The 20,757-nt window shown below is 56.7% G+C and carries 17 protein-coding genes; 4 read left to right on the top strand and 13 right to left on the bottom strand.

What is annotated here, in order from left to right; translation table 11 throughout:
- Nucleotides 1-245: 245 nt before the first annotated feature.
- Nucleotides 246-2,033: a Na/Pi cotransporter family protein gene (locus tag B5F17_RS12375; RefSeq protein WP_087374247.1), complete on the bottom strand. Its 1,788-nt coding sequence runs from the start codon at nt 2,031-2,033 to the stop codon at nt 246-248.
- A 185-nt stretch (nt 2,034-2,218) separates the two neighbouring features.
- On the opposite strand from B5F17_RS12375, the gene B5F17_RS12380 reads away from it, so the two are divergent.
- Genes B5F17_RS12380 through B5F17_RS12390 form a run of 3 tightly spaced genes read left to right on the top strand, consistent with a single transcriptional unit; the run spans nt 2,219 to nt 4,145 of the window.
- Entirely contained in the window at nt 2,219-2,893 is a 675-nt protein-coding gene (locus tag B5F17_RS12380; protein ID WP_162608177.1) for a gamma-glutamyl-gamma-aminobutyrate hydrolase family protein, read from the top strand.
- Entirely contained in the window at nt 2,890-3,234 is a 345-nt protein-coding gene (locus B5F17_RS12385) for a hypothetical protein (RefSeq protein ID WP_087374251.1), read from the top strand. The genes B5F17_RS12380 and B5F17_RS12385 overlap by 4 nt, the downstream gene beginning before the upstream one ends.
- A gap of 38 nt (nt 3,235-3,272) precedes the next feature.
- Complete coding sequence (locus B5F17_RS12390; RefSeq protein WP_087374253.1) at nt 3,273-4,145, top strand: EamA family transporter; 873 nt, start codon at nt 3,273-3,275, stop codon at nt 4,143-4,145.
- Between the two features lie 54 nt (nt 4,146-4,199).
- On the opposite strand, the gene rpoD is transcribed toward B5F17_RS12390, so the two are convergent.
- The 5 genes from rpoD to hflX form a co-directional block, all read right to left on the bottom strand.
- Nucleotides 4,200-5,423, bottom strand: a complete 1,224-nt coding sequence (gene rpoD, locus B5F17_RS12395) for an RNA polymerase sigma factor RpoD (RefSeq protein ID WP_087374255.1) — start codon at nt 5,421-5,423, stop codon at nt 4,200-4,202.
- A gap of 3 nt (nt 5,424-5,426) precedes the next feature.
- Nucleotides 5,427-7,193, bottom strand: a complete 1,767-nt coding sequence (gene dnaG / locus B5F17_RS12400; protein ID WP_016147974.1) for a DNA primase — start codon at nt 7,191-7,193, stop codon at nt 5,427-5,429.
- Between the two features lie 27 nt (nt 7,194-7,220).
- The gene (locus B5F17_RS12405) at nt 7,221-8,213 is read right to left on the bottom strand and encodes a deoxyguanosinetriphosphate triphosphohydrolase (protein ID WP_087374257.1); all 993 of its coding nucleotides are present in this window, start codon (nt 8,211-8,213) and stop codon (nt 7,221-7,223) included.
- A 169-nt stretch (nt 8,214-8,382) separates the two neighbouring features.
- The gene (locus tag B5F17_RS12410) at nt 8,383-9,027 is read right to left on the bottom strand and encodes a YigZ family protein (RefSeq protein ID WP_087374259.1); all 645 of its coding nucleotides are present in this window, start codon (nt 9,025-9,027) and stop codon (nt 8,383-8,385) included.
- Entirely contained in the window at nt 9,024-10,289 is a 1,266-nt protein-coding gene (gene hflX / locus B5F17_RS12415; RefSeq protein WP_087374261.1) for a GTPase HflX, read from the bottom strand. The genes B5F17_RS12410 and hflX overlap by 4 nt, the downstream gene beginning before the upstream one ends.
- Nucleotides 10,290-10,465: 176 nt before the next feature.
- Here hflX and B5F17_RS12420 point away from each other — a divergent pair, with 176 nt between their 5' ends.
- Nucleotides 10,466-12,220 (top strand): S-layer homology domain-containing protein, encoded by a 1,755-nt coding sequence (locus tag B5F17_RS12420; protein WP_087374263.1) that lies wholly within the window; start codon nt 10,466-10,468, stop codon nt 12,218-12,220.
- A 109-nt stretch (nt 12,221-12,329) separates the two neighbouring features.
- Here the strand turns inward: B5F17_RS12420 and rpmE are convergent, their stop codons facing one another.
- The 7 genes from rpmE to B5F17_RS12455 form a co-directional block, all read right to left on the bottom strand.
- Complete coding sequence (rpmE, locus tag B5F17_RS12425) at nt 12,330-12,533, bottom strand: 50S ribosomal protein L31 (RefSeq protein ID WP_016147979.1); 204 nt, start codon at nt 12,531-12,533, stop codon at nt 12,330-12,332.
- 103 nt (nt 12,534-12,636) lie between these two features.
- Nucleotides 12,637-13,095 carry an S-ribosylhomocysteine lyase gene (locus B5F17_RS12430; RefSeq protein WP_016147980.1) on the bottom strand — a complete coding sequence of 153 codons (459 nt, stop codon included), beginning with the start codon at nt 13,093-13,095 and terminating at the stop codon, nt 12,637-12,639.
- Between the two features lie 75 nt (nt 13,096-13,170).
- Nucleotides 13,171-13,881, bottom strand: coding sequence for a lysophospholipid acyltransferase family protein (locus B5F17_RS12435; protein ID WP_087374266.1), 711 nt, complete (start codon nt 13,879-13,881; stop codon nt 13,171-13,173).
- A 13-nt stretch (nt 13,882-13,894) separates the two neighbouring features.
- Nucleotides 13,895-15,274 (bottom strand): MATE family efflux transporter, encoded by a 1,380-nt coding sequence (locus B5F17_RS12440; protein ID WP_087374268.1) that lies wholly within the window; start codon nt 15,272-15,274, stop codon nt 13,895-13,897.
- Between the two features lie 133 nt (nt 15,275-15,407).
- Nucleotides 15,408-16,724, bottom strand: coding sequence for a chloride channel protein (locus B5F17_RS12445; RefSeq protein ID WP_087374269.1), 1,317 nt, complete (start codon nt 16,722-16,724; stop codon nt 15,408-15,410).
- A 191-nt stretch (nt 16,725-16,915) separates the two neighbouring features.
- On the bottom strand, nt 16,916-18,424 hold the full coding sequence (locus B5F17_RS12450; protein WP_087374271.1) for an IMP dehydrogenase: 1,509 nt from the start codon (nt 18,422-18,424) through the stop codon (nt 16,916-16,918).
- 168 nt (nt 18,425-18,592) lie between these two features.
- A complete protein-coding gene (locus B5F17_RS12455) occupies nt 18,593-19,132 on the bottom strand; it encodes a hypothetical protein (RefSeq protein WP_087374273.1) in 540 nt (179 codons plus the stop codon).
- Nucleotides 19,133-20,757 lie beyond the last annotated feature (1,625 nt).

The following is a 20,757-nucleotide window of genomic DNA, read 5'->3' on the forward strand; positions in this document are numbered from 1 at the left end:
AACCAAAATAAAAAAATAAAAGCGCGTCCCGCAGGACGCGCAAAGCTCTAAAAAGACCGTCCTATCGGACGGTCTTTTTCTTATGTTTGTTTTGATTGAAACCCGGGTCGGACACCGGGTTTCAAGAGGGGATTTCGCCATCTGTGGATGGCGACCAGGTTCCACCTGGACGGGCCAGCCTGCGCGGCTGGATCGCGCCGGGTCACAGACCCGGACCCGTTTGTTGGGTGCGTCGTGAAAATCCGTTAGAGCACCGGCTTAGTTGCTTCCAGGCCGCTCAGGTATTTCTTCTCGAAATACTCAACCGCCTCACGGAACTCGGGCGATGCCTTATACGCATGCTTACTGAAATCATGCGTATCAAAGCCCTTCTTACCCTCAGCCAGCTGAATGGTATAAATCGCGATATTCGAGCAGTGGTCGCCGATCTTCTCCAGATCGTGTACCACCTCGAGGAACGGCAGACCGGTCTGAATCGAGCACAGTCCAGCGTTCAGTCGTTCAATGTGACGATCCTTAAGGACTGCCTTGAGCATATCGACAACTTCCTCAATCGGCTCTACCTGACGTGCAATCGAAGCCGATTGCTCCAGATAACCATTTACGGTCTTTTCCAGCAGCTCGCTGACGGCATCTGCCATGATCTTGAGCTCGGCTGCCGCTTCCTCAGAAAAGTGACCGCCGGTCTCGCGCAGCGAGGTGACTGCGTCGAAAATGTTCTGCTCATAGTCGCCGATCTTCTCGAAGTCACTCAGAGAGTGCAGCATCTCGGCGTGCTGACGGCGCAGACCGCCCGGCAGATCGGAGCGAATCTGTACCAGATACTTGGCAATCTCAACCTCTGCACGGTCGAGGAAGCTCTCATGCTCAAGGAAAAGCTCTGCATTCTGCTGCACGTCGCTAAACAGCGGGTCCATTGCAAGCGCATAGTTGCTCAGCGCTGCAGTACCCATGTCTGCGATGCAGTGCTGTGCCTGATCGAGTGCGATGGAAGGCGTTGCCAGCAGGCGCGGCTCCAGCTTTGCCAGCGGGTCTGCCTTCTCCTCCTGTGCCGGGATGGTGTGCTCGGCCAGGAAGACCAGAACACGGGTAAACGGCAGGAAGAGCAGCGTCACAACGACGTTAAACAGCGTGTGGAAATTTGCAATGCCGGCCTTGTCGATGGCCTCGCTCCAGAAACCAAAGCCGACCGTGTACTGAAACGCGTAAACCGCGGTCAGGAAGATGATCGAACCAATGAGGTTAAAGTAAAAGTGTACCATTGCCGTACGGCGTGCATTCTTGCTGCCGCCGATGGACGACAGGAACGCGGTGATACAGGTACCGATGTTCTGACCAAGAATAATCGGGATCGCAGCCGAATAGGTAATAGCACCGGTCGTAGACAGCGCCTGCAGAATACCGACCGAAGCCGAAGACGACTGGATGATCGCGGTTACACCTGCGCCGACCAGGACGCCCAGGATCGGGTTGGAAATGGCAGCGAAGATCTGCGAGAACTGCGGCATATCGGCAAGCGGCGCAACCGAGCTTTCCATGGTCGCCATACCGATGAACAGCACACCGAAACCGATGAGGATGTCAGCAATGCTGCGGCGGCGCTTGCTCTTGCTGGTCATCAGCAGGATAATACCGATCAGCACCATGATATACGCCAGATTCTTGGGCTTCAAGATCTGCATGAGGAAGGTATCCCCCATCGTGCCCGAAGAGTCCAAACGTAAAATCTGTGCGGTGATCGTGGTACCGATGTTCGCGCCAAGGATAACACCGACCGACTGCTTGAGGGTCATAATACCCGCGTTTACAAAGCCGACGACCATAACCGTCGTAGCCGAAGACGACTGGATAACAGCGGTTACAACCATACCCATGAGCAGCGCCGAGAAAATATTGCCCGTCATCTTTTCGAGCGTCTTCTCCAGCTTTGCACCGGCAGCCTGTTCCAGGCCGTTGCCCATCGTCGTCATGCCGTAAATGAACAGTGCCAGGCCTCCGGCCAACTGCACAATGTTCATCAAATCAAACCCCATGATTTACTCTCCTTCTCTGATCCGGTTTTTTGATTTGTTTCGCATTTTTTTGATTTTATTTCCTCGAATTTTACCAATCTAATTATATCTTTTTACTTTTCAAGATGTCAACCTATTTTCGCAAACTTTGTTCTTACAAAATTTACAAATCTTTTTCCTTGCGTAATCTCCGGGAGGTGCATTTTATGCAAGATTCTGTTATACTGATTTCGACCGCAATCGAGCCCGGCGCTCGCTCGTCCAAGCGCACCGCGTCCACGCTGTACGGGGACGCACTGGCACGCGCCGGACTGTCCGGTGTTCTGTACGCAGGCGGTGACCCCATCGTACTGGCAGGCCGCTGCGACGGGCTGCTGTTATCGGGCGGCGGCGATCTGGAGCCCGCGCTTTACGGTCAAGTACCGCAGTCGCATCGGCTGTCGCTCGACCCCGTCCGTGACACCGAAGAACTGGCGCTGCTGCGCGCGTTCTGCGCCCTGCGCAAACCGGTCTTGGGTATCTGCCGCGGCATGCAGGTGATCAACGTCGCCTTCGGCGGAACGCTGCTCCAAGAGGTCGCCGGTCACGACGGCATTCCCCACCCGGTTACAACCGTCGCCGGTACGCACACCGCCCGCCTGACCGGCGGGTTCTTCAAAGCGAGCAGTTACCACCATCAGGCAGTCGGGCAACTCGGGCACGGTCTGTGCGCCGCGGCCTACGCCGCCGACGGACTGATCGAAGCGCTGGAACACCGCTCGCTGCCCATTCTGGGCGTGCAATGGCACCCCGAGCGCATGATTCCCGGTCTGTGCACCGATGTTCCGGCCGATCACAGCGCACTCTTTACTTATTTTATCCAAAGGAAGCCCAAACCATGAAAAATTACCGCGTCGTCAACCTGGAACTGACTTTACCTGCCGTGCGCGACATGCCCGAGCGCATCACCCGCGAGGTGCGGCAGGCGCGTGCGCATCAGATTCGCGTCATCAAATTCATCCACGGTTACGGCTCGACCGGTCGAGGCGGCAAACTGCGGCTGGCAGTCCGTCAGACACTGACCCGCGCCTCTCAGGCCGGGCAGATTGCCTGCTGCATCCCCGGTGAAAAACTGTCCATCTTCGACGCAGACACCCAGCGTGCCCTGCGCCTGTGTGATGAACTGCGCCGCGACCCCGATCTCGACCGACACAACAACGGTGTGACCATCGTCGTTCTATAATTTTTATCCCGCAACAAAAAAGAAAGAAGGCTTTTCCCATGCTTTGGCTTGTTATGGCTGTATTGTCCGCATTTTTCGCCGGTCTGACCGCTATCTTAGCCAAATGCGGCATCAAACACACCGATTCCGATGTCGCAACCGCCGTCCGCACACTGGTTGTCCTGATTTTCTCCTGGATTATGGTGCTGATCGTCGGTTCCCTGCCCACGCTCTCGTCCATCGCGCCCCGCTCGCTGCTGTTTCTGGTGCTGTCCGGACTGGCAACCGGTGCATCTTGGCTGTGCTATTTTAAGGCACTTTCCCTCGGTGACGTGAACAAGGTCGTACCCATCGACAAGTCCAGCACCATCCTGTCGGTTCTGTTCGCCATCGTCTGTTTCTCCGAGACCGCACATCTGGCCGTCAAGCTCATCGGCACCGCGCTGCTGGCCGTCGGCATTTTCCTGATGATCGAGAAAAAGCAGTCGTCCGCCGTCCAGTCTGCCAACAACCGCTGGATGCTGTATGCCGTCGGCTCGGCTGTCTTTGCCGCGCTCACCTCCATTTTGGCCAAGGTCGGTATCTCGGGTGTCGAATCCAATCTGGGCACGGCCATCCGCACCTGTGTCGTACTCATCATGGCATGGCTTGTCGTCTTTCTCAAAGGAAAACAGAGCGAAGTCCGCAAAATTGACCGGCACGAGCTCATCTTTATCCTGCTTTCCGGTCTGGCGACCGGCGCATCCTGGCTGTGTTACTACTACGCCATTCAAAACGGCATCGTCAGTGTGGTTGTCCCCATCGACAAACTCAGTCTGGTCGTCACTGTCGCTTTTTCCTACGTCTTTTTCCACGAAAAACTCAGCAAAAAGGCCTTCTTCGGTCTGTGTCTCATGGTCATCGGCACGCTTGCGATGGCCATTTGGAGCTAAAAAAATACCTCCCGCACGGTATCTTGCCATGCGGGAGGTTCTTTTATATTTGGTTTAGTTCAGGAAATCCTTGAGCTTCTTGGAGCGGCTCGGATGACGCAGCTTGCGCAGCGCCTTGGCCTCGATCTGGCGGATACGTTCACGGGTGACGTTGAACTCCTTACCAACCTCCTCGAGGGTGCGGGTGTGACCGTCCTCGATGCCGAAGCGCAGACGCAGTACCTTTTCCTCACGAGGCGTCAGCGTCTTGAGCACCTCGACCAGCTGCTCCTTGAGCAGCATGAAGGATGCTGCCTCAGCCGGTTCGGGCGCATCGTCGTCCGGGATGAAGTCGCCGAGGTGGGAGTCTTCCTCCTCACCGATCGGGGTCTCGAGCGATACCGGCTCCTGTGCGATCTTGAGGATATCGCGCACGCGGTCAACCGGCATGTTCATTTCGGCTGCAATCTCCTCGGGAGACGGGTCATGACCCAGCTCCTGAAGCAGCTGGCGGGATACGCGGATGACCTTATTGATGGTCTCAACCATGTGTACCGGGATACGGATGGTACGTGCCTGGTCAGCAATCGCACGGGTGATCGCCTGACGAATCCACCAGGTTGCGTAGGTCGAGAACTTAAAGCCCTTGGTGCAGTCGAACTTCTCAACCGCCTTGATCAGACCCAGATTACCCTCCTGAATCAGATCCAGGAAGAGCATACCGCGGCCAACGTAGCGCTTTGCAATGGATACAACCAGTCGCAGGTTGGCCTCTGCCAGACGCTTCTTGGCGTGCTCACCGGCCTTGACTGCCTTGTTCAGTGCGGCAATCTCGTCCGCGCTGACTGCGACCGCACCCGGCTGGGTCATTGCGTCCAGCTTCTCAGCTGCCTGATTGCCCTCGAGCATCTTCTGTGCCAGGTCGATCTCTTCCTCAGGGGACAGGAGGTCAACCTTACCGATCTCCTTGAGGTACATACGTACCGGGTCGTCGATTGCGAAGCCCTCGGCAAGCGCCGACGTGTCCACCAGCTCTTCTTCGGGCACTTCCTCGACTGCCGATGCCTCAAACTCTTCGTCGTCGTCACCGAGCGGTACGTCGAGCACGCCTGCGCCCTCGATCTCGATGCCCTCGTTCTCGAGCATCTCGTAGACCTTATCGATCTGGTCGGTCTCAAGCTCCAGCGGCGACAGCGTATCCGCGATCTCCTTGAGGGTCAGTTTACCGTTCTTCTTACCTCTTGCCATCAGATCCTTGACGACCTGCATCTGCTGCGCGAGCTGTTCTGCACTTGCCATATCTTATTTGCCTCCCATTTTATCTGCTTTCATTTTGGAATAGGTGATCATCGGGTCTTCCCCACCGGATGTCGCGGCCTGCTCCAGCTGCCGCTGGGTGCGCCGCTCGTCCATGATCTTTATGTAATCGTCGAGTGCCTTCTGCCGCCGCTCGGAACCCTGCGGACGGGATAAAATCTCGGACAGCAAGGCAAGCTCTCCGTCATCCAGGTAACCCTCATACCCGCTGACCGACACCGGTGCGCCTTGCTGTTCCAGTTCCAGCGCACGGGCGTAAATCTTTGCGAGTACAGGGGCGGAAAAATCCTCCGGCCGCAGGCGCTGAGCCAGCGGGGCTAAGAGGGATGGATCGGTAAAAATCAGACCCAGAATGCCTTCCTCTGCACGTCCCGCACGGATGTCGGGATAGTGCAAAGCGCGATCCTTGGGCTGTGCGTTCTGCACGGCGGCGCGAATGGCGCGGTGTTCTGCCGTGCGCTCGCGCTTGTTGCGCTGGCCGATGGCGCGTTTGACCTCGATTCTGAGTGCGTCGGTTGTGACACCGGCCATCTTGGCCACCCGTCCCATGTAGACTTCGCGCTCGATCTCGCGCGGAATGGCCGCCAGCATCCAGGCTGCCTGCTTGAGAAACTCGATGCGCTGGTCGTCCTCGGTCAGGTCGAACTTAGCCGCAATCTGCTCCAAACGGTAGGCGTTATGTCCTTCGCTCTGCTCGATCAGCCTGCGGAACGCCTCGGCGCCCTTGGCCTTGATGAACTCATCGGGGTCTTTTGCGCCCGGAATGCGCAGGACGTTGACCTGCAAATCGGCACGCTTTAAAATATCGATGGCGCGCTGGGCGGCGGCTTGTCCGGCACCGTCCGCGTCATACGAAATGATAATCTTTTTGGTGTAACGCGCGATCATACGCGCCTGTTCGTCGGTCAGCGCGGTGCCAAGGCTGGCAACCGCACTGTCAAACCCAGCCTGATGCAGCGCGATGACATCCATATAGCCCTCGGCTAAAATGAAATAGTCATTCTGCGTCTTTTTGGCCAGATTGAGCGCAAACAAATTGCGTCCTTTATGGAAAATCCGGGTGTCCGGGGAGTTTAAATACTTGGGTTTTGAGTCGTCCATGACACGGCCGCCGAAGGCGATGACCTGTCCGCGCACGTCGATGATCGGAAACATGACGCGCCCACGGAACTTGTCATAGATCGCGCCCTTCTCGTTCTTGACCACCAAGCCTGCGTCCAGCAGTTCGTCCTTGGTGTAGCCCTTCTTCTGCATCGCGTCCATCGTTGCATGGAAGGAGTCGGGCGCATAGCCCAGACCAAAGCGGTTCATGGTCTTGCGCGACAGTCCGCGTCCGGCAAAGTATCGCTGTACCGGCGTATACTCCGGTCGCCACAGGGTGTCGTAGTAAAATCGCGCCGCGTCCTTCATCAGCGCTAACAGACGCTCGCGCCGGCGCGCGGTGCGCGGGTCGATGGTGTCCTGCGGGACTTTCAGGCCGCAGCGGTCGGCCAAAAACTGTACCGCGTCGCGAAATTCCAGTCCCTCGGCGCGCATGACAAAGTTAATCACGCCGCCGCCCGCGCCGCAGCCAAAGCAGTGATAAATCTGCTTGTCGGGCGAGACCGAAAACGACGGGGATTTCTCGTTGTGGAACGGACACAGGCCAAAATAGTTGGCACCCTGCCGTTTGAGGCTGACATAGCGCGAGACCACATCCACAATGTCACTGCGTGCAGTCAGCTCGTCCAAAAATGCGTGATCGATCGGCATTGTGTCCACCTCCCTTGAAAAAATATGCTATGTACGGTTCCAGGAGCGCGGCAGGAAGAGATCCTTACAGCACGCGATGGCGTAGCGGTCGGTCATCGAGGCCAGATAGTCGCACACGATGCGTGCGCGGCTGTCGCCGTCCTCGGTCAGCCGCTGATAAGCCGCCGGAAGCGTATCAAAATGGTTGATATAGTGATCGTACAGGGTGCGCAGCATCCACTCGGCGCGTGCGTCCTGCGCGGCCGACTGGCCGTCATACACCCGCTCGAACAGAAAGCGCCTGAGCGCCAGCATGGCCTGTTCGATCTCGGCATCCATGCCGATTTCGCGGTTTTTGACCCCGTAATCGATGACCGCGCGCACCAAGGTATCGATGCGCTGGCCGTGGGTTGCGCCCAGAGCGTTCTGGATGTCCTGCGGGATGTCCCGCTCGGCCAGAATGCCTGCGCGAATGGCATCGTCAATGTCGTGATTGACGTAGGCGATGCGGTCGGCAAAGTGAATGAGCCGACCTTCCGGGGTCTGGGCATGCCGCCCTCCGGTGTGGCACAGGATGCCGTCCAGCACCTCGTGCGACAGGTTGAGCGGTTCAATCCGGCGCACCATGCGCACGCTCTGTTCGTTGTGACGAAAGCCCTCGGGACAAACCGCGTTCAGCGCACGTTCTCCGGCGTGGCCGAGCGGCGTGTGCCCCAGATCGTGCCCGAGTGCGATGGCCTCGACCAAATCCTCGTTCAGCCGCAGCGCCCGTGCGATGGTCCGCGCGATCTGCGAGACCTCAAGGGTGTGCGTCAGCCGGGTGCGATAGTGGTCGCCCTCGGGAGAAATGAACACCTGTGTCTTGTTGGACAGCCGCCGGAATGCCTTGGAATGGATGATCCGGTCGCGGTCACGGGCAAAACAGGTGCGGATGGGACAGGGCGCAATGGGCTGTTCCCGACCAAGTGAGCGGTCGGAAAAAGTCGCCCAATCACACAGTAAACTGTGCTCCAGGGCTTCGGACTGCTGACGGATGGTCATGGTCTGCGCCTCCCTTCCGAAAAATCTCTCCATAATATATATACGCAATGGATGGCCGAAAAACTTTTTTTCCAGCCCATTTTTTCGGGATTTTTTCATCTTTGTACAGGTTGTACAAGGAGACCCGCTTTTTCGATGGAATGTCCGGTTGTCCTGACGGTGATTTTGCTCAGCGGATACGTCGTCCGCGGAAGGCAACCTCCATCTCCTCGGCGTAGACCGTACCTGCGGTCGCGTCGGCCAGGGCCGCGTTGAGTGCGTCCAGACCGCCGACCGGCTGAATGACGGTCAGCGTCACGTCCGCGCCGTAGTCGGTGTCCTCGACCGTGCAGTCGTGTGCAGGCAGTACCTGCTGCACAACACCGAGCAGATTGTACGGGCATGCGATGAGCAGGGTGGAAAACCGGCTCATCTGCTGGATGCCTGCGGCAGCGACCGCAATCTGTGCGCCCTTGGTATAGGCGCGCACCAGTCCGCCCGTGCCCAGCAGAATGCCGCCGAAGTAACGGGTCACAACGCAGCACACGTTAACCAGTCCCTCGTGCCGCAGCACGTCCAGCATGGGCATACCCGCCGTGCCCTGCGGCTCGCCGTCGTCCGAATAGCGCATCAGATTGCCCTCGCGCAGGATGTAGGCGTAGCAGTTGTGCGTCGCATCCCAGTAAGTCTCGCGCATCTCCTTGATTTTGGCAGTTGCTTCCTCCGGGGTCTCGACCCGCCACAGGCGGCCAATGAACTTGGAGCGCTTTTCTACAAAGCTATCCTCTGCGTAGGCTTCAAACGGGATAAAATAGTCCTTTTCCTCTGCTGTCATGCCTCTTCCACCCGATATTTCTGCATCTGTCCACACAATTTATCGTCCACAATGACGGTTACAAGCGTACCAGCTTCGCCGTACTCGATGGACTTGACCTGACCTTCGCGGTGCAGCACGTCAAGCGCTGCGCCGTCGCTGTACGGAATGCACAGGTGCATCTCGTGCTTGCCGCGTCCGAGTGCCTTCTCGATCGCTGCCAGCAGCGCCTCAGTGCCCTCGCCGGTCTTGGCCGAGAACAGCACGCCGTCGCGTGCGACCGGCAGTTCGTCGCACTTATCGGCCTTGTTATAGACCATCACGCGCGGAATCTCCTGTGCGCCCAGCTGCTCGATGACCTTGTCTACAGTCGCGGCGTGAATCTCCCAGTTGGGATCGGACACATCCACGACGTGCAGTAGCAGATCGGCGTAAGCCAGCTCCTCAAGCGTCGCCTTGAAGGCCGACACCAGATGATGCGGCAGTTTGCGGATAAAGCCTACGGTATCGGACAGCAGGATCTCCTGGGTGTCCGAGATGCGCTTTTTGCGCGTAGTCGGGTCCAAGGTGTCAAACAAGCGGTCATTGGCCTCGATGCCCGCGTCGGTCAGCAAATTGAGCAGCGTGGACTTGCCCGCGTTGGTATAACCCACGATGGCAACCAGCGGCAGCTCGGTCTTTTTGCGCTGACGGCGCTGAACGGCACGCACCTGACGCACCTGCTCGAGATCTTCGCGCAGCTTGTCAATGCGTCTGCGGATGTGTCGGCGGTCGGACTCCAGCTTGCTCTCACCGGGGCCACGCGTACCGATACCGCCGCCCAGTCGGCTCATGGCATGACCCAGACCAGCCAGACGGGGCAGAATATACTGATATTGTGCCAGCTCGACCTGTAATTTACCCTCACCCGTGCGGGCACGCTGGGCGAAAATGTCCAAAATGAGCGCCGAGCGGTCGAGCACGGTCTTGTCGGTCATCTCCTCGAGCACGCGCATCTGCGAGGGCGAAAGCTCGTTGTCAAAGATGATCAAATCTGCCTCGTTGGCCTCTGCCAGCTCCTTGACTTCCTGCGCCTTGCCCTCACCGATGAAGGTACGCGCATCGGGCGCCGGTCGGGTTTGCAGCGTCATCGCCACGGTCTCCGCGCCTGCGGTCTCGACCAGCGCCGCAAGCTCGGCAAGGGTCTCCTCGTCGGCGTTCTCATCCATGCCGAAACTGTGGCATCGCAGGCCAACCAGCACGGCGCGCTCCTTTTTCGGCTTGTCAAATTCCATTTCCATCATGTGCTACACATCCTTTCCCGGTCTGTGTCGGTCTCGATTGGCTCCCCTTCCGGGTCGTCCCCTCTTGACAAATTGTTCTCGCTCTATTATTGTATTAAGTACATGGTACAGTAATACACAAAAGGGCAGACCGTCCCCCGTCCGGTCTGTGCACCGAACAGAAAGGAGATCAACCCATGAAACGACTTATTTCCGGTCTGCTCACCGCGGCGCTGTGTCTTGGCAGTGTGCCGACCGCGCTGGCCGTCACGACGACGCAGACGGTCACGGCTGGGGCTTCGTCCGACCAGACAAGTGCCCGCCGCGCTGATTTACAGACCCTGCTGGACACCCTCGCCCAGCATCCCGACCTGTACCACGCAAACAGCAAGCAGGTCTTTGATGCCAAGGCAGCCGAAATCCAGTCCGGTCTGGCGCAGATGTCCGATGTCGACTTTGCCCTTGCCCTCTGCGAACTGGCCGCACTGGCGCAGGATTCGCACACCAGCGTGTCCATCGGCTCGCAGATCAGCGGTCAGGTGCGCGTGCTGCCCATCGGTGCGACCGTAGTCGACGAGGGCATTCTGCTCACCCGACTGCCGGAAGCAAACAAATCCGCGCTAGGCGGCATTCTCACCGCAATAAACGGTGTATCCATGGACGAAATCTACCAGAAGATGATGCCCATGTTAGGCGGCGATAATGCGGTCTATCAGCACCGGAAATTCTCGCAGGCGTTCTATATCTATGAAATTTTAGCCCATTACGGCGTATTGTCCGACCCGAACGGCATTGAGCTGACCATCCAGCAGGGTGATCAGGTGCAGAAAATCACCGTGGACGCGGTCGACCGCACCACCCTGTCCAAAATGCAGCTTGCACGTCTGGAACGCAAGGCTCCGGCAACGGCTCCGGACAAAAAGAAACTCTATTTTGCAAAAGCGCTCGATGCGCGCACGCTGTACATCCAGTACAACAGCTGCAAGGAAGACCCCAAACTGCCCATGCAGACCTTTACCCAGCAAATTGTCGACCAGCTGGACGACAAGGGCTATGATCGAGTCATCCTCGACCTGCGCGGCAATGGCGGCGGCTCGGACGGTGTCATCATTCCGCTGCTGCACGTGCTCGAAGAGCGGCACAAACAGGACGGTCTGGCGTTCTACACCTTGATCGGTTCGGGCACCTTCTCGTCCGCACTCATCAACGCGGTAGAGTGCAAGCAGGCAGGCGCAACCATAGTCGGTACGCCGTCGGGCGGCAGCGTCGATCACTTTGGCGCGGTGCGTCCGTTCACGCTGGAGCACAGCGGCTTGCAGGTGAGCTGCTCAACCAAGTTTATCGACCTCGCCCCGCTGCTCCCGGCAGCACAGTCCTATGACGTGCAGCCGTTCGAGCCCGATGTGCTCGCACCGCAGACCCGGGCAGACTACCTTGCAGGTGTTGACTCGGCTGTGCAGGCCATTCTATCCCGCACCGATGATGCCGGACAGCCGGCAGCAAACCTCAGCCGCGGCGCACTGGCCGTACAGCTCGGTCGGGATTACGCTGCACGCACGGATACTGCACTCAATAACCCGGACACTTCGTTCGGAGATGTGTGCATCATCGCTTACGATGCGCCCTATATCAGCTGGGCGGCACATGCCGGTCTGATGTCGGGCGACAGCGCAACCGTCTTTGCCCCGAACCGTGCAGTCACCCGGCAGGAACTGGCCGTCGTGCTCTCGCGGTACGCTGCGCTGTGCGGCCATCCGCTGACGGTGGACGGTACAGTGACCATCACCGACAAGGCCTCGATTGCCTCCTGGGCACAGGATGCCGTGCAGGCGCTGGTCAGCCGTAAGGTACTGACGCTCACAGACGGCGCGTTCGCACCCAGCCAGACCGTGACACCGGCACAGGCTGACGCGGCAGTCCGCGCGCTCGATACGCTTATGGATCAAATGTAAGTTCGACTGTTTTGGAAGCCCGCCGGGATACATCCCGGCGGGTTCTCTGTTTTTTCCGTTCTCAGCAATAGAAAAGCCATCGATCACGAGCGCAATCGATGGCTTTGCATTACTTGTCCAGATTGAAGCGCTTCTTGAAGCGATCAACACGTCCGCCGGTATCTACCAGCTTCTGCTTACCGGTGAAGAACGGGTGACACTTCGAGCAAACGTCAACGACGATGTTCTCCTTGGTGGAGCCAGTCTCAATGACATTGCCGCAAGCGCAACGAATGGTCGTCTGCTTATAATCGGGATGGATGCCCTGCTTCATGTTGTTTCACCTCTTTCCGGTTATGCCTTACAGTCGTAAAAATATAATATCATACCTTCCACGAGATTGCAAGCATTATTTGAATTTTTTTGCTGGAAAAACTTTATTTTTTGTAGACAAGATCGGCCTCTGTCCATCCTTTGAGGACGGGCTGCATGGAACGTGCGATCTTCTTAGCGCCTTCCAGGTCGTGCAGCAGGTAGTTACCGCACTCAATGCGGCTCACGCCAGGCACGTCGCCGGTGAAATCGACGACAAAGTCCATGGTTTCCTGTACCAGACGGATGGCGTCCGACGGCTTCATGTCGCGCACGAGGAAGTAGAAGCCGGTCTGGCAGCCCATCGGGCCTGCGTAGATGATCTGGTCGGCAAAGTCCGAGTTGCGCACGTAAGTGGCAAACAGATGCTCAAAAGTATGGGATGCTGCGGGCTCGAGGTACACGCCGCCGTTCGGGGTGACCATGCGCACGTCGTAGGTGGTGATGTCCCCGTCGATGCGCGAAGTGTACATGCCCGGGGTCAGCAGGTCGTGGTTGACCTCAAAACTTGCGATTCGCTTCATAATGAATACGCTCCTTTGCTGATTTGCGTTCTGATTGTATTATAATTCGCCGCGTACAAAATGACAATCGATTTTTTACGGCAGAACCGATACGATGGTATCATGCACCTGATCGGGAAGGCTGCGCACCTGTTCCCGGCTCAGATCGGCGGTCGGAACGGGCGGATGGATGGTGACGCGCACGGTCGCCGGACGAATCCAGAAGCCCTGCGCCTCCATCAGGCGATAGGAACCGTCGATGGTGACCGGCACGATGGGCGCACCGGCACGGGTGGCAATGCGGAAGGCACCGCCCTGAAACCTGTGCATCGGGCCGCCGCGCGAGCGTGTGCCCTCAGGGAAGATAGACACGCTGCGTCCGCTCTCGAGCAGGCGTTCCCCGTCCACAATGACCTGTGCACCCGCTCGGGGTGACGAGCGATCAACGAACAGGCAGTGCAGATGCCGCATCCAAGCGCGCACAAAGGGCAGCTTTGCAAGCTCCTGCTTGGCAATCAGTCCGTGCGGCTCGTGCAGAACGGTCAGCAGGATGGGAATGTCAAAGTTTCCCTGATGGTTGGCGACGTAGACCGCGGGTTCTTCGGGCAGGTTATCCTGTCCGGTGACCTCGACCTTTGCCCCTGCCAGCCGCAGCAGACGCCGCGCCCAGCGCCGGACAATGCCCTGCACCAGCTCATCGGCGTGGGCATTCCGTCCGCGCTTCTCCAGCCACCAAATATAGCCGCTGACCGGAATTGCGGCCAGCAAATACAGCCAAAAATACACAAACCAGATCACAGTCCGCATGGTTTTTGCTTCCTTACTGCGCCTTGGGCGCTAAATTTTTGATTTCCTTTTGATAGATTCGAGCCAGTACCGCGTAGGAAATCACAACCGCGATGTACTCGGCAAACGGGAAGGCGTACCAAGTCGCACCCAGACCGAAGAAGTAGCCGAGCAGGGCTGCAACCGGCAGAATAATGCACAGCTGACGGCAGAACGAGACGACGAGCGACGCCAGACCGTGGCCGATCGCCTGAAAAACGGTTGAATTGATGATGCCGAAGCCCGCACCGAGAAAGGACAGGCTGATGATGCGCAGCGCGGGAATGCCGGTCTCCAGCATGTCCGCAGTTGCTGCCGGGTCATTCGCCGGGGTAAAGAGCATAATCATCTGCGCAGGGAAAATCTGGAAAATGACCGTGCCCACGCCCAGAATGACCAGTGCCGAGATCAGTGTGATGCGATAGGCATTGAGCAGACGATGTCGGTCGCGTGCGCCGAAGTTGTAGCCCATAACCGGCAGTGCACCCTGATTGAGTCCAAAGACCGGCATGAAAATAAAGGTTTGCAGCTTAAAGTAAACGCCCAGAATGGTAACTGCAGTCTCGGAGAACTGAATCAGGATGGCGTTCATGCCTGCCGTCAGTACCGAGGACAAACTCTGCATGATGATACCGGGCAGACCAACCTGATAGATCGCACCGATCATGCGCAGGTTGGGCTTCCAGCCGCGCATACGCAGCGCGAGTACCTTCTGATGAACGAACACGCCCCACAGACCAATCAGCATACCGACGACCTGACCGATAATGGTTGCGAGCGCTGCACCGCGAATGCCCATCTCGGGGAATGGTCCGATGCCGAAAATAAGCAGCGGGTCCAAAATGATGTTGACGATTGCACCGGTCAGACCCTGACACATCGGAATAATCATATTACCGGTCGACTGCTGAATCTTCTCGCACATGATGGAAACCATGACAAAGATACTCAGTCCAACCGCGATGTGCGAATAGCTAACCGCCTGCTCAAGGACGGCTGCATTCTCGGTAAAACCGGAAAGGAACGGGCGGCTGCCCAAAAATCCCAGCAGGATAAACACGATACCGCCCACAATGGACAGCACCACGCCGTGTTCTGCCGCATTGTCGGCCTTTTCCTGATCCTTTGCACCCAGGCAGCGCGCAATCAGCGAGTTGACACCGACACCGGTGCCGACTGCGATTGCGATGACCAACTGCTGAAGCGGAAAGACCAGAGAAACGGCGGTCAGTGCACTGGCCGAGTATCGCGCGACGAAAATACTGTCGACGATATTGTAGAGCGCATTGATGAGCATGGAAATCATAGCCGGCAAGGCCATGCTGAAGATGAGCGGTCCCATGCGCATGGTGCCCATTTTCTGTTGCGACTGCAAAAAAATCCCTCTTTCTGAAATATAACTGTTTACCTGTCCCCCAGACAGGCGCAATGTCTATTCTACCCGACGAGCTGACGCTTTGCAAGGGCGGATTTCCTCAATTTTGGATTTCTTTTGTCAAGGTTCGATCTTATTCGCCCGATTGACGCGCGATGAACTCGGGACGCAGCTTGGAGTACATGATTTTCTGTGCGCTGTACAGTCCGGAGTAACCGGAGAACATGTACGACACCGCGCAGCCCAGCGCAAACAGCAGCAAACCGTCGCCGCCGAACAGCTCGTAGGCCAGCAAAATGGAGGTCAGCGGGCAGTTGGTCACGCCGCAGAACACGGCGACCATACCCACACCGGCTGCAAACGAGCCGGACAGGCCGAGAAAACCACCATAATAGCATCCGAAGGTCGATCCGACAAAGAATGCCGGGACGATCTCGCCGCCCTTAAAGCCCGCACCCAGCGTCAGCGCGGTCAGCACCATCTTAATCAAAAATGCCGCCGGGTGCGCGTTGCCGGTAAACGCACGCCAGATTACCTGCATGCCCGCACCGTTGTAATCCCGTGTGCCGAGCAGCAGCGTGAGTACGACCACGATGCAGCCGCCCACAAACACACGCACGTAAGGATGGGGCAGATAGCGCGCATACAGACGCTGAATGATGCCAAACACCTTACAAAACAGCACCGCAACCAGTGCGCACAGCAGGCCGAGCACGATAACCTGACCGAGTGCCAGCGGGGTCAGCTGCGGAATGCCGTAGACCAGAAACGCCTCGGGCACGCCGCCCAGCGCACGTGCGGTCATCAGCGCAACCAGAGAGGCCAGCAGGCATGGGAACATCGCCGCGTAGTACATGACGCCCACGCTCACGACTTCCATCGCGAACACAGCTGCCGCCAGCGGTGTGCCGAACAGAGCGGAAAAGCCTGCCGCCATGCCGCACATCTTGAACACGCGCTCGTCCTTGTCGTCCAGACGCATCAGACGGCCAACCGAAGCCGAAATCGAACTGCCCAGCTGGAGCGCTGCACCCTCTCGACCGGACGAACCACCGAACAGATGGGTGAGCACGGTTGCGATGATGATGAGCGGTGCGGTGCGCAGCCGAATGGGCGCGTTATCACGCACCGAAATGAGCACCAGATTGGTGCCGCCATCGCGCGCCATGTCACACGCGCGATACATCCATACAATGAAAAGGCCGATGACCGGCAATCCAAACAGAATATAGGGATATTCTCCGCGCCACTCGGTCACGACTGCAATCGCGTGGTGAAATCCCACACCAACCACGCCGACCACGACACCAATCAGGCACGAAAAAAAGATCCATCGTATAAAAGTCCATGCATTCCGCACGGTACGATGGGAAACGCCGTCGGCCATCTGCTTCCAGATTCCTGTCTGCTGCTCGTTCTGCTCTACCACCTGTTCATCCATTTCATCCATTCTGTGCGCCCCCTCTCTTCCGACCGTCCCGGCTGTCGCGATTTCCCCCGCCGTCGGTCTTTTCCCGGCATATCTTGTGCTTTCATGGTATCATATTCGCCTCAAACTGGCAAGATATGTCTGGCTGCAAGCACAAAGAAAAACCCGCTCAGATAAGAGCGGGTTTTTTTAAGACGCATCGCGCATCAGTCTTACTTGTGTGCCGAAACTGCGGTATCCTTGAGCACAACATCGTGTGCGCCGCCCTCGACGATCGAGGTCGCGGAAACCAGCGTAATCTTTGCCTTCTCCTGCAGCTCGGAGATGGTCAGCGCGCCACAGTTGCACATGGTCGAGCGAACCTTGTTGAGCGTCAGGGTGACGTTATCCTTCAGCGAGCCAGCATACGGTACATAGGAGTCAACGCCTTCCTCGAAGGACAGCTTCTGTGCGCCGCCCAGGTCGTAACGCTGCCAGTTGCGCGCACGTGCCGAGCCTTCGCCCCAGTACTCCTTCATGAAGGTGCCGCCGATGTTGACCTTGTTGGTGGGCGACTCGTCGAAACGGGAGAAGTAGCGGCCGAGCATGATGAAGTCTGCGCCCATTGCCAGCGCCAGGGTGACATGGTAGTCGTGTACGATACCGCCGTCCGAGCAGATCGGGATATAGATACCGGTCTCCTTGTAGTACTCGTCGCGTGCTGCTGCAACCTCAATGACTGCGGTTGCCTGGCCACGGCCGATACCCTTCTGCTCACGGGTGATGCAGATAGAGCCGCCGCCAATACCGATCTTGATGAAGTCCGCACCAGCCTCTGCCAGGAAGCGGAAGCCCTCGCGGTCAACGACGTTGCCTGCGCCGACCTTTACGGTGTCGCCGTAGTGCTCGCGAATCCATGCGATGGTACGCGACTGCCACTCGGAGAAGCCTTCCGAAGAGTCGATGCACAGTACGTCAGCGCCAGCCTCGACCAGTGCCGGTACACGCTCAGCGTAGTCACGGGTGTTGATGCCCGCGCCAACGATGTAGCGCTTGTCCTTGTCGAGCAGCTCGAGCGCATTTTCCTTATGAGAATCATAGTCCTTGCGGAATACCATGTATACCAGATGCTGATTCTCGTCTACCAGCGGCAGGGAGTTGAGCTTATGATCCCAGATGATGTTGTTTGCTTCCTTGAGGGTGGTGTCTGCCGGCGCCGTGATGAGCTTTTCAAACGGCGTCATGAAGCTCTCAACCTTTTCCTCGGTGGACATACGGGAGATGCGGTAGTCACGGCTGGTTACAATGCCGAGCAGCTTGCCGGTTGCGGTGCCGTCGTCGGTAACTGCAACGGTCGAGTGACCGGTCTTTTCCTTCAGTGCCAGAATGTCGGCCAGGGTCTGGTCGGGCTTGATGTTGGAGTCAGAAACGATAAAGCCAGCCTTGTATGCCTTGACGCGTGCTACCATTGCGGCTTCGCTCTCAACCGACTGCGAGCCGTAGATAAAGGAAATACCGCCTTCTCGTGCCAGTGCGATCGCCATTTTGTCATCGGAAACTGCCTGCATGATCGCAGAGACCAGCGGGATGTTCGCATACAGTGCGGACTGCTCGCCCTTCTTAAACTTTACGATCGGCGTGCGCAGACTTACGTTTGCCGGTACGCACTCAGAGGAGGAATATCCCGGTACCAACAGGTACTCGCTGAACGTACGAGAGGGTTCGGAAAAATAATACGCCATAATGTCTTCTCCTTTACCGCATATTGCTGATTTTTGTTATGTATCATTATACCGTTTTGGACATACAAAGTAAACCCGCGTTTTGTCAAAATTTGCGGGTGAAAGCGCCCTGTCAGGCTATGCAAAACGCCGTTGGGCATTCAACCAAACAAAAATCCGACCGTTTGCTTACGCCTTTTCGCCTTGCAGACTGTATCGGATGCGATCCTCGATTACCTGGCTCGGGTTATAAACTCCATTTTCCGGCACTTCCTGCGAGGGAACTATATCCAAATATGCCAGATGACCCACGAACTCCGAGGGGACATTTTCAAAGATGAGCAGCGTTGCATTATACTCGGTATCTTCGACTACGGTTGCGGGATAGATCGTCTCGCTGTCCGACACCAGAAAAGCCGCGCCGGGCGGGGTGTTCTGATCGCGCACATAGATGACCGGGGTCGTACGGCAGACAACCGACAGCGCCTGCGGGTAATAGTACGCCGTGTACATAATGCTCGACTGGTTCTCATCCTTACTGTCTTCCCAGATGACCTGACGCTCCAACTCGCGTCCGATTTTTTCGGAGATCGCAGTCATATGCTCGGTGTAATAGTCGCTTCGTATATCATGTACCTTTTGACTGAAATAAAACAATGGTATGGCAATTAAAATTACCATCAGCAGCGCCTGCGCAATATGTCCTTTGTGATCTTTCAAAATTGTCATATCAATCTGCCACCTTCTATCAACTGCACTCCATTTTTATTTTATTGTATCAGCCCGTCCATCAAATGTACATCCCGATTTCTCACAATTTATTGCTTTATTTTTTTCACACAGGCCTTGCGACAGCGATATCAGACGCATATAATCAGTAAAAAGACTTGTTTTACCGGTTAGGAGGATGTGTTTTGCCGACTTGCAGCGCGTGTCAGTTTTATGTCAGCAGACGAAAGCGGTCAGAGAGCAATGACCGCGTTTTGGGTCATTGTACCATGCCAAGAATTAAGATTCGTCGACCGGATGCTCCGGCCTGCCTTCGCTTTGTCCCAAAGGATCCCCGCCCGCAGGCGAAATGAAGTTTGGATCAAACCTTTTCAAAGGTTTGCGGGTTCTTAGGGCAGAGCCCTGAGTCGGACTCCGCAGAGTCCGAAATCCCCTTTTGATTTTCCCGTCCCCCGCAAGGGAAAATCAACTAAAATTTAATTTTCAGCGCTCGCCGCAGCGAGCAAGACTCTTTGCGCGCTAAGCGCGCTCATGAAAAACGCCTAAAGCGTTTTTCCCATAGCGGCTGGTGCCGCACCTCGTTCTCCGTTCATGACTTGGCCGAACGAGTCGGCCACAGCCTTACGGGAAAATACCCCACCGGGGTATTTTCCCGTAAGGCTCCTTAGAAGGAGAACGAAGGCCAAAGGATGGACAACCTACGGTTTTCCTCCATCGCTAAAAAATATTCCACTGGAATATTTTTTACGGTACGCTCGAAAATCGCGTACCGCCGCTCACCTCGAGCACGCACGCCTACGGCGTATTTTAAGGCGCGCTCTCGTCCCTTTGGGAACCCGTCTTCCTTCCTCGTCAGGGTTACTGTGTGCCGCCGACAGGGTGGGAATGTACGAGCTCCGCATAGCGGGAGCGTGCTGTCCGGCGCTCCCGTTTGTGCTGGGACTACGTTGTGACAATATACTTCAGGGAACGGCTGCGAACCAAGTAAAGGTTTTGTACGGTCAGGGCGCTCAGTGCGGCAGTATGATCTGCTTTTGCGGTGCTGATCTGCGCGCCCTGGCTTCCTTATTGCTCTATGATCCAAAATTCTCTCACAGAATAAGAATATCCACAAGATCAAACAAAATTTTTCAGTGTGCGCGTCGAGTTATCTTGTCTGGCGGCGTCAGTCACCTTGCGGGAATAGAAAATGTCCCGGTGGGACATTTTCCCGGAAGGCTGTGACCGGCTTGTCCGGTCAAGCCCCTAACGGAGAACGGATTTATCGCAAATTTCCAGCCTTTGTATCTAAATCCTATACTACTTTTTCAGATAAAACAAAAAGCAGTCTATACAGACTGCTTTTTCGTGTGCGCGTCGAGTTATCTTCCCGGGCCGTCGCCAGCCACCTTGCGGAAATAGAAAATGTCCCGGTGGGACATTTTCCCGGAAGGCTGTGACCGGCTTGTCCGGTCAAGGCCCTAACGGAGAAGAGATTTATCGCAAATTTCCAGTCTTTTTATCTAAATCCTATACTACTTTTTCAGATAAAACAAAAAGCAGTCTATACAGACTGCTTTTCAGTGTGCGCGTCGAGTTATCTTCCCGGGCCGTCGCCAGCCAAGTATTGTCACCGTAAATGAGCT

The sequence above is a fragment of the Butyricicoccus pullicaecorum genome, assembly GCF_002160355.1.
Taxonomy (GTDB): domain Bacteria; phylum Bacillota; class Clostridia; order Oscillospirales; family Butyricicoccaceae; genus Butyricicoccus; species Butyricicoccus pullicaecorum.

Excerpts from the sequence above, each read along its gene's own strand:
- B5F17_RS12375 (WP_087374247.1), bottom strand. The coding sequence starts at position 2,033 with ATGGGGTTTGATTTGATGAACATTGTGCAGTTGGCCGGAGGCCTGGCA.
- B5F17_RS12380 (WP_162608177.1), top strand. The coding sequence starts at position 2,219 with ATGCAAGATTCTGTTATACTGATTTCGACCGCAATCGAGCCCGGCGCT.
- B5F17_RS12385 (WP_087374251.1), top strand. The coding sequence starts at position 2,890 with ATGAAAAATTACCGCGTCGTCAACCTGGAACTGACTTTACCTGCCGTG.
- B5F17_RS12390 (WP_087374253.1), top strand. The coding sequence starts at position 3,273 with ATGCTTTGGCTTGTTATGGCTGTATTGTCCGCATTTTTCGCCGGTCTG.
- rpoD (WP_087374255.1), bottom strand. The coding sequence starts at position 5,423 with ATGGCAAGTGCAGAACAGCTCGCGCAGCAGATGCAGGTCGTCAAGGAT.
- dnaG (WP_016147974.1), bottom strand. The coding sequence starts at position 7,193 with ATGCCGATCGATCACGCATTTTTGGACGAGCTGACTGCACGCAGTGAC.
- B5F17_RS12405 (WP_087374257.1), bottom strand. The coding sequence starts at position 8,213 with ATGACCATCCGTCAGCAGTCCGAAGCCCTGGAGCACAGTTTACTGTGT.
- B5F17_RS12410 (WP_087374259.1), bottom strand. The coding sequence starts at position 9,027 with ATGACAGCAGAGGAAAAGGACTATTTTATCCCGTTTGAAGCCTACGCA.
- hflX (WP_087374261.1), bottom strand. The coding sequence starts at position 10,289 with ATGATGGAAATGGAATTTGACAAGCCGAAAAAGGAGCGCGCCGTGCTG.
- B5F17_RS12420 (WP_087374263.1), top strand. The coding sequence starts at position 10,466 with ATGAAACGACTTATTTCCGGTCTGCTCACCGCGGCGCTGTGTCTTGGC.
- rpmE (WP_016147979.1), bottom strand. The coding sequence starts at position 12,533 with ATGAAGCAGGGCATCCATCCCGATTATAAGCAGACGACCATTCGTTGC.
- B5F17_RS12430 (WP_016147980.1), bottom strand. The coding sequence starts at position 13,095 with ATGAAGCGAATCGCAAGTTTTGAGGTCAACCACGACCTGCTGACCCCG.
- B5F17_RS12435 (WP_087374266.1), bottom strand. The coding sequence starts at position 13,881 with ATGCGGACTGTGATCTGGTTTGTGTATTTTTGGCTGTATTTGCTGGCC.
- B5F17_RS12445 (WP_087374269.1), bottom strand. The coding sequence starts at position 16,724 with ATGGATGAAATGGATGAACAGGTGGTAGAGCAGAACGAGCAGCAGACA.
- B5F17_RS12450 (WP_087374271.1), bottom strand. The coding sequence starts at position 18,424 with ATGGCGTATTATTTTTCCGAACCCTCTCGTACGTTCAGCGAGTACCTG.
- B5F17_RS12455 (WP_087374273.1), bottom strand. The coding sequence starts at position 19,132 with ATGACAATTTTGAAAGATCACAAAGGACATATTGCGCAGGCGCTGCTG.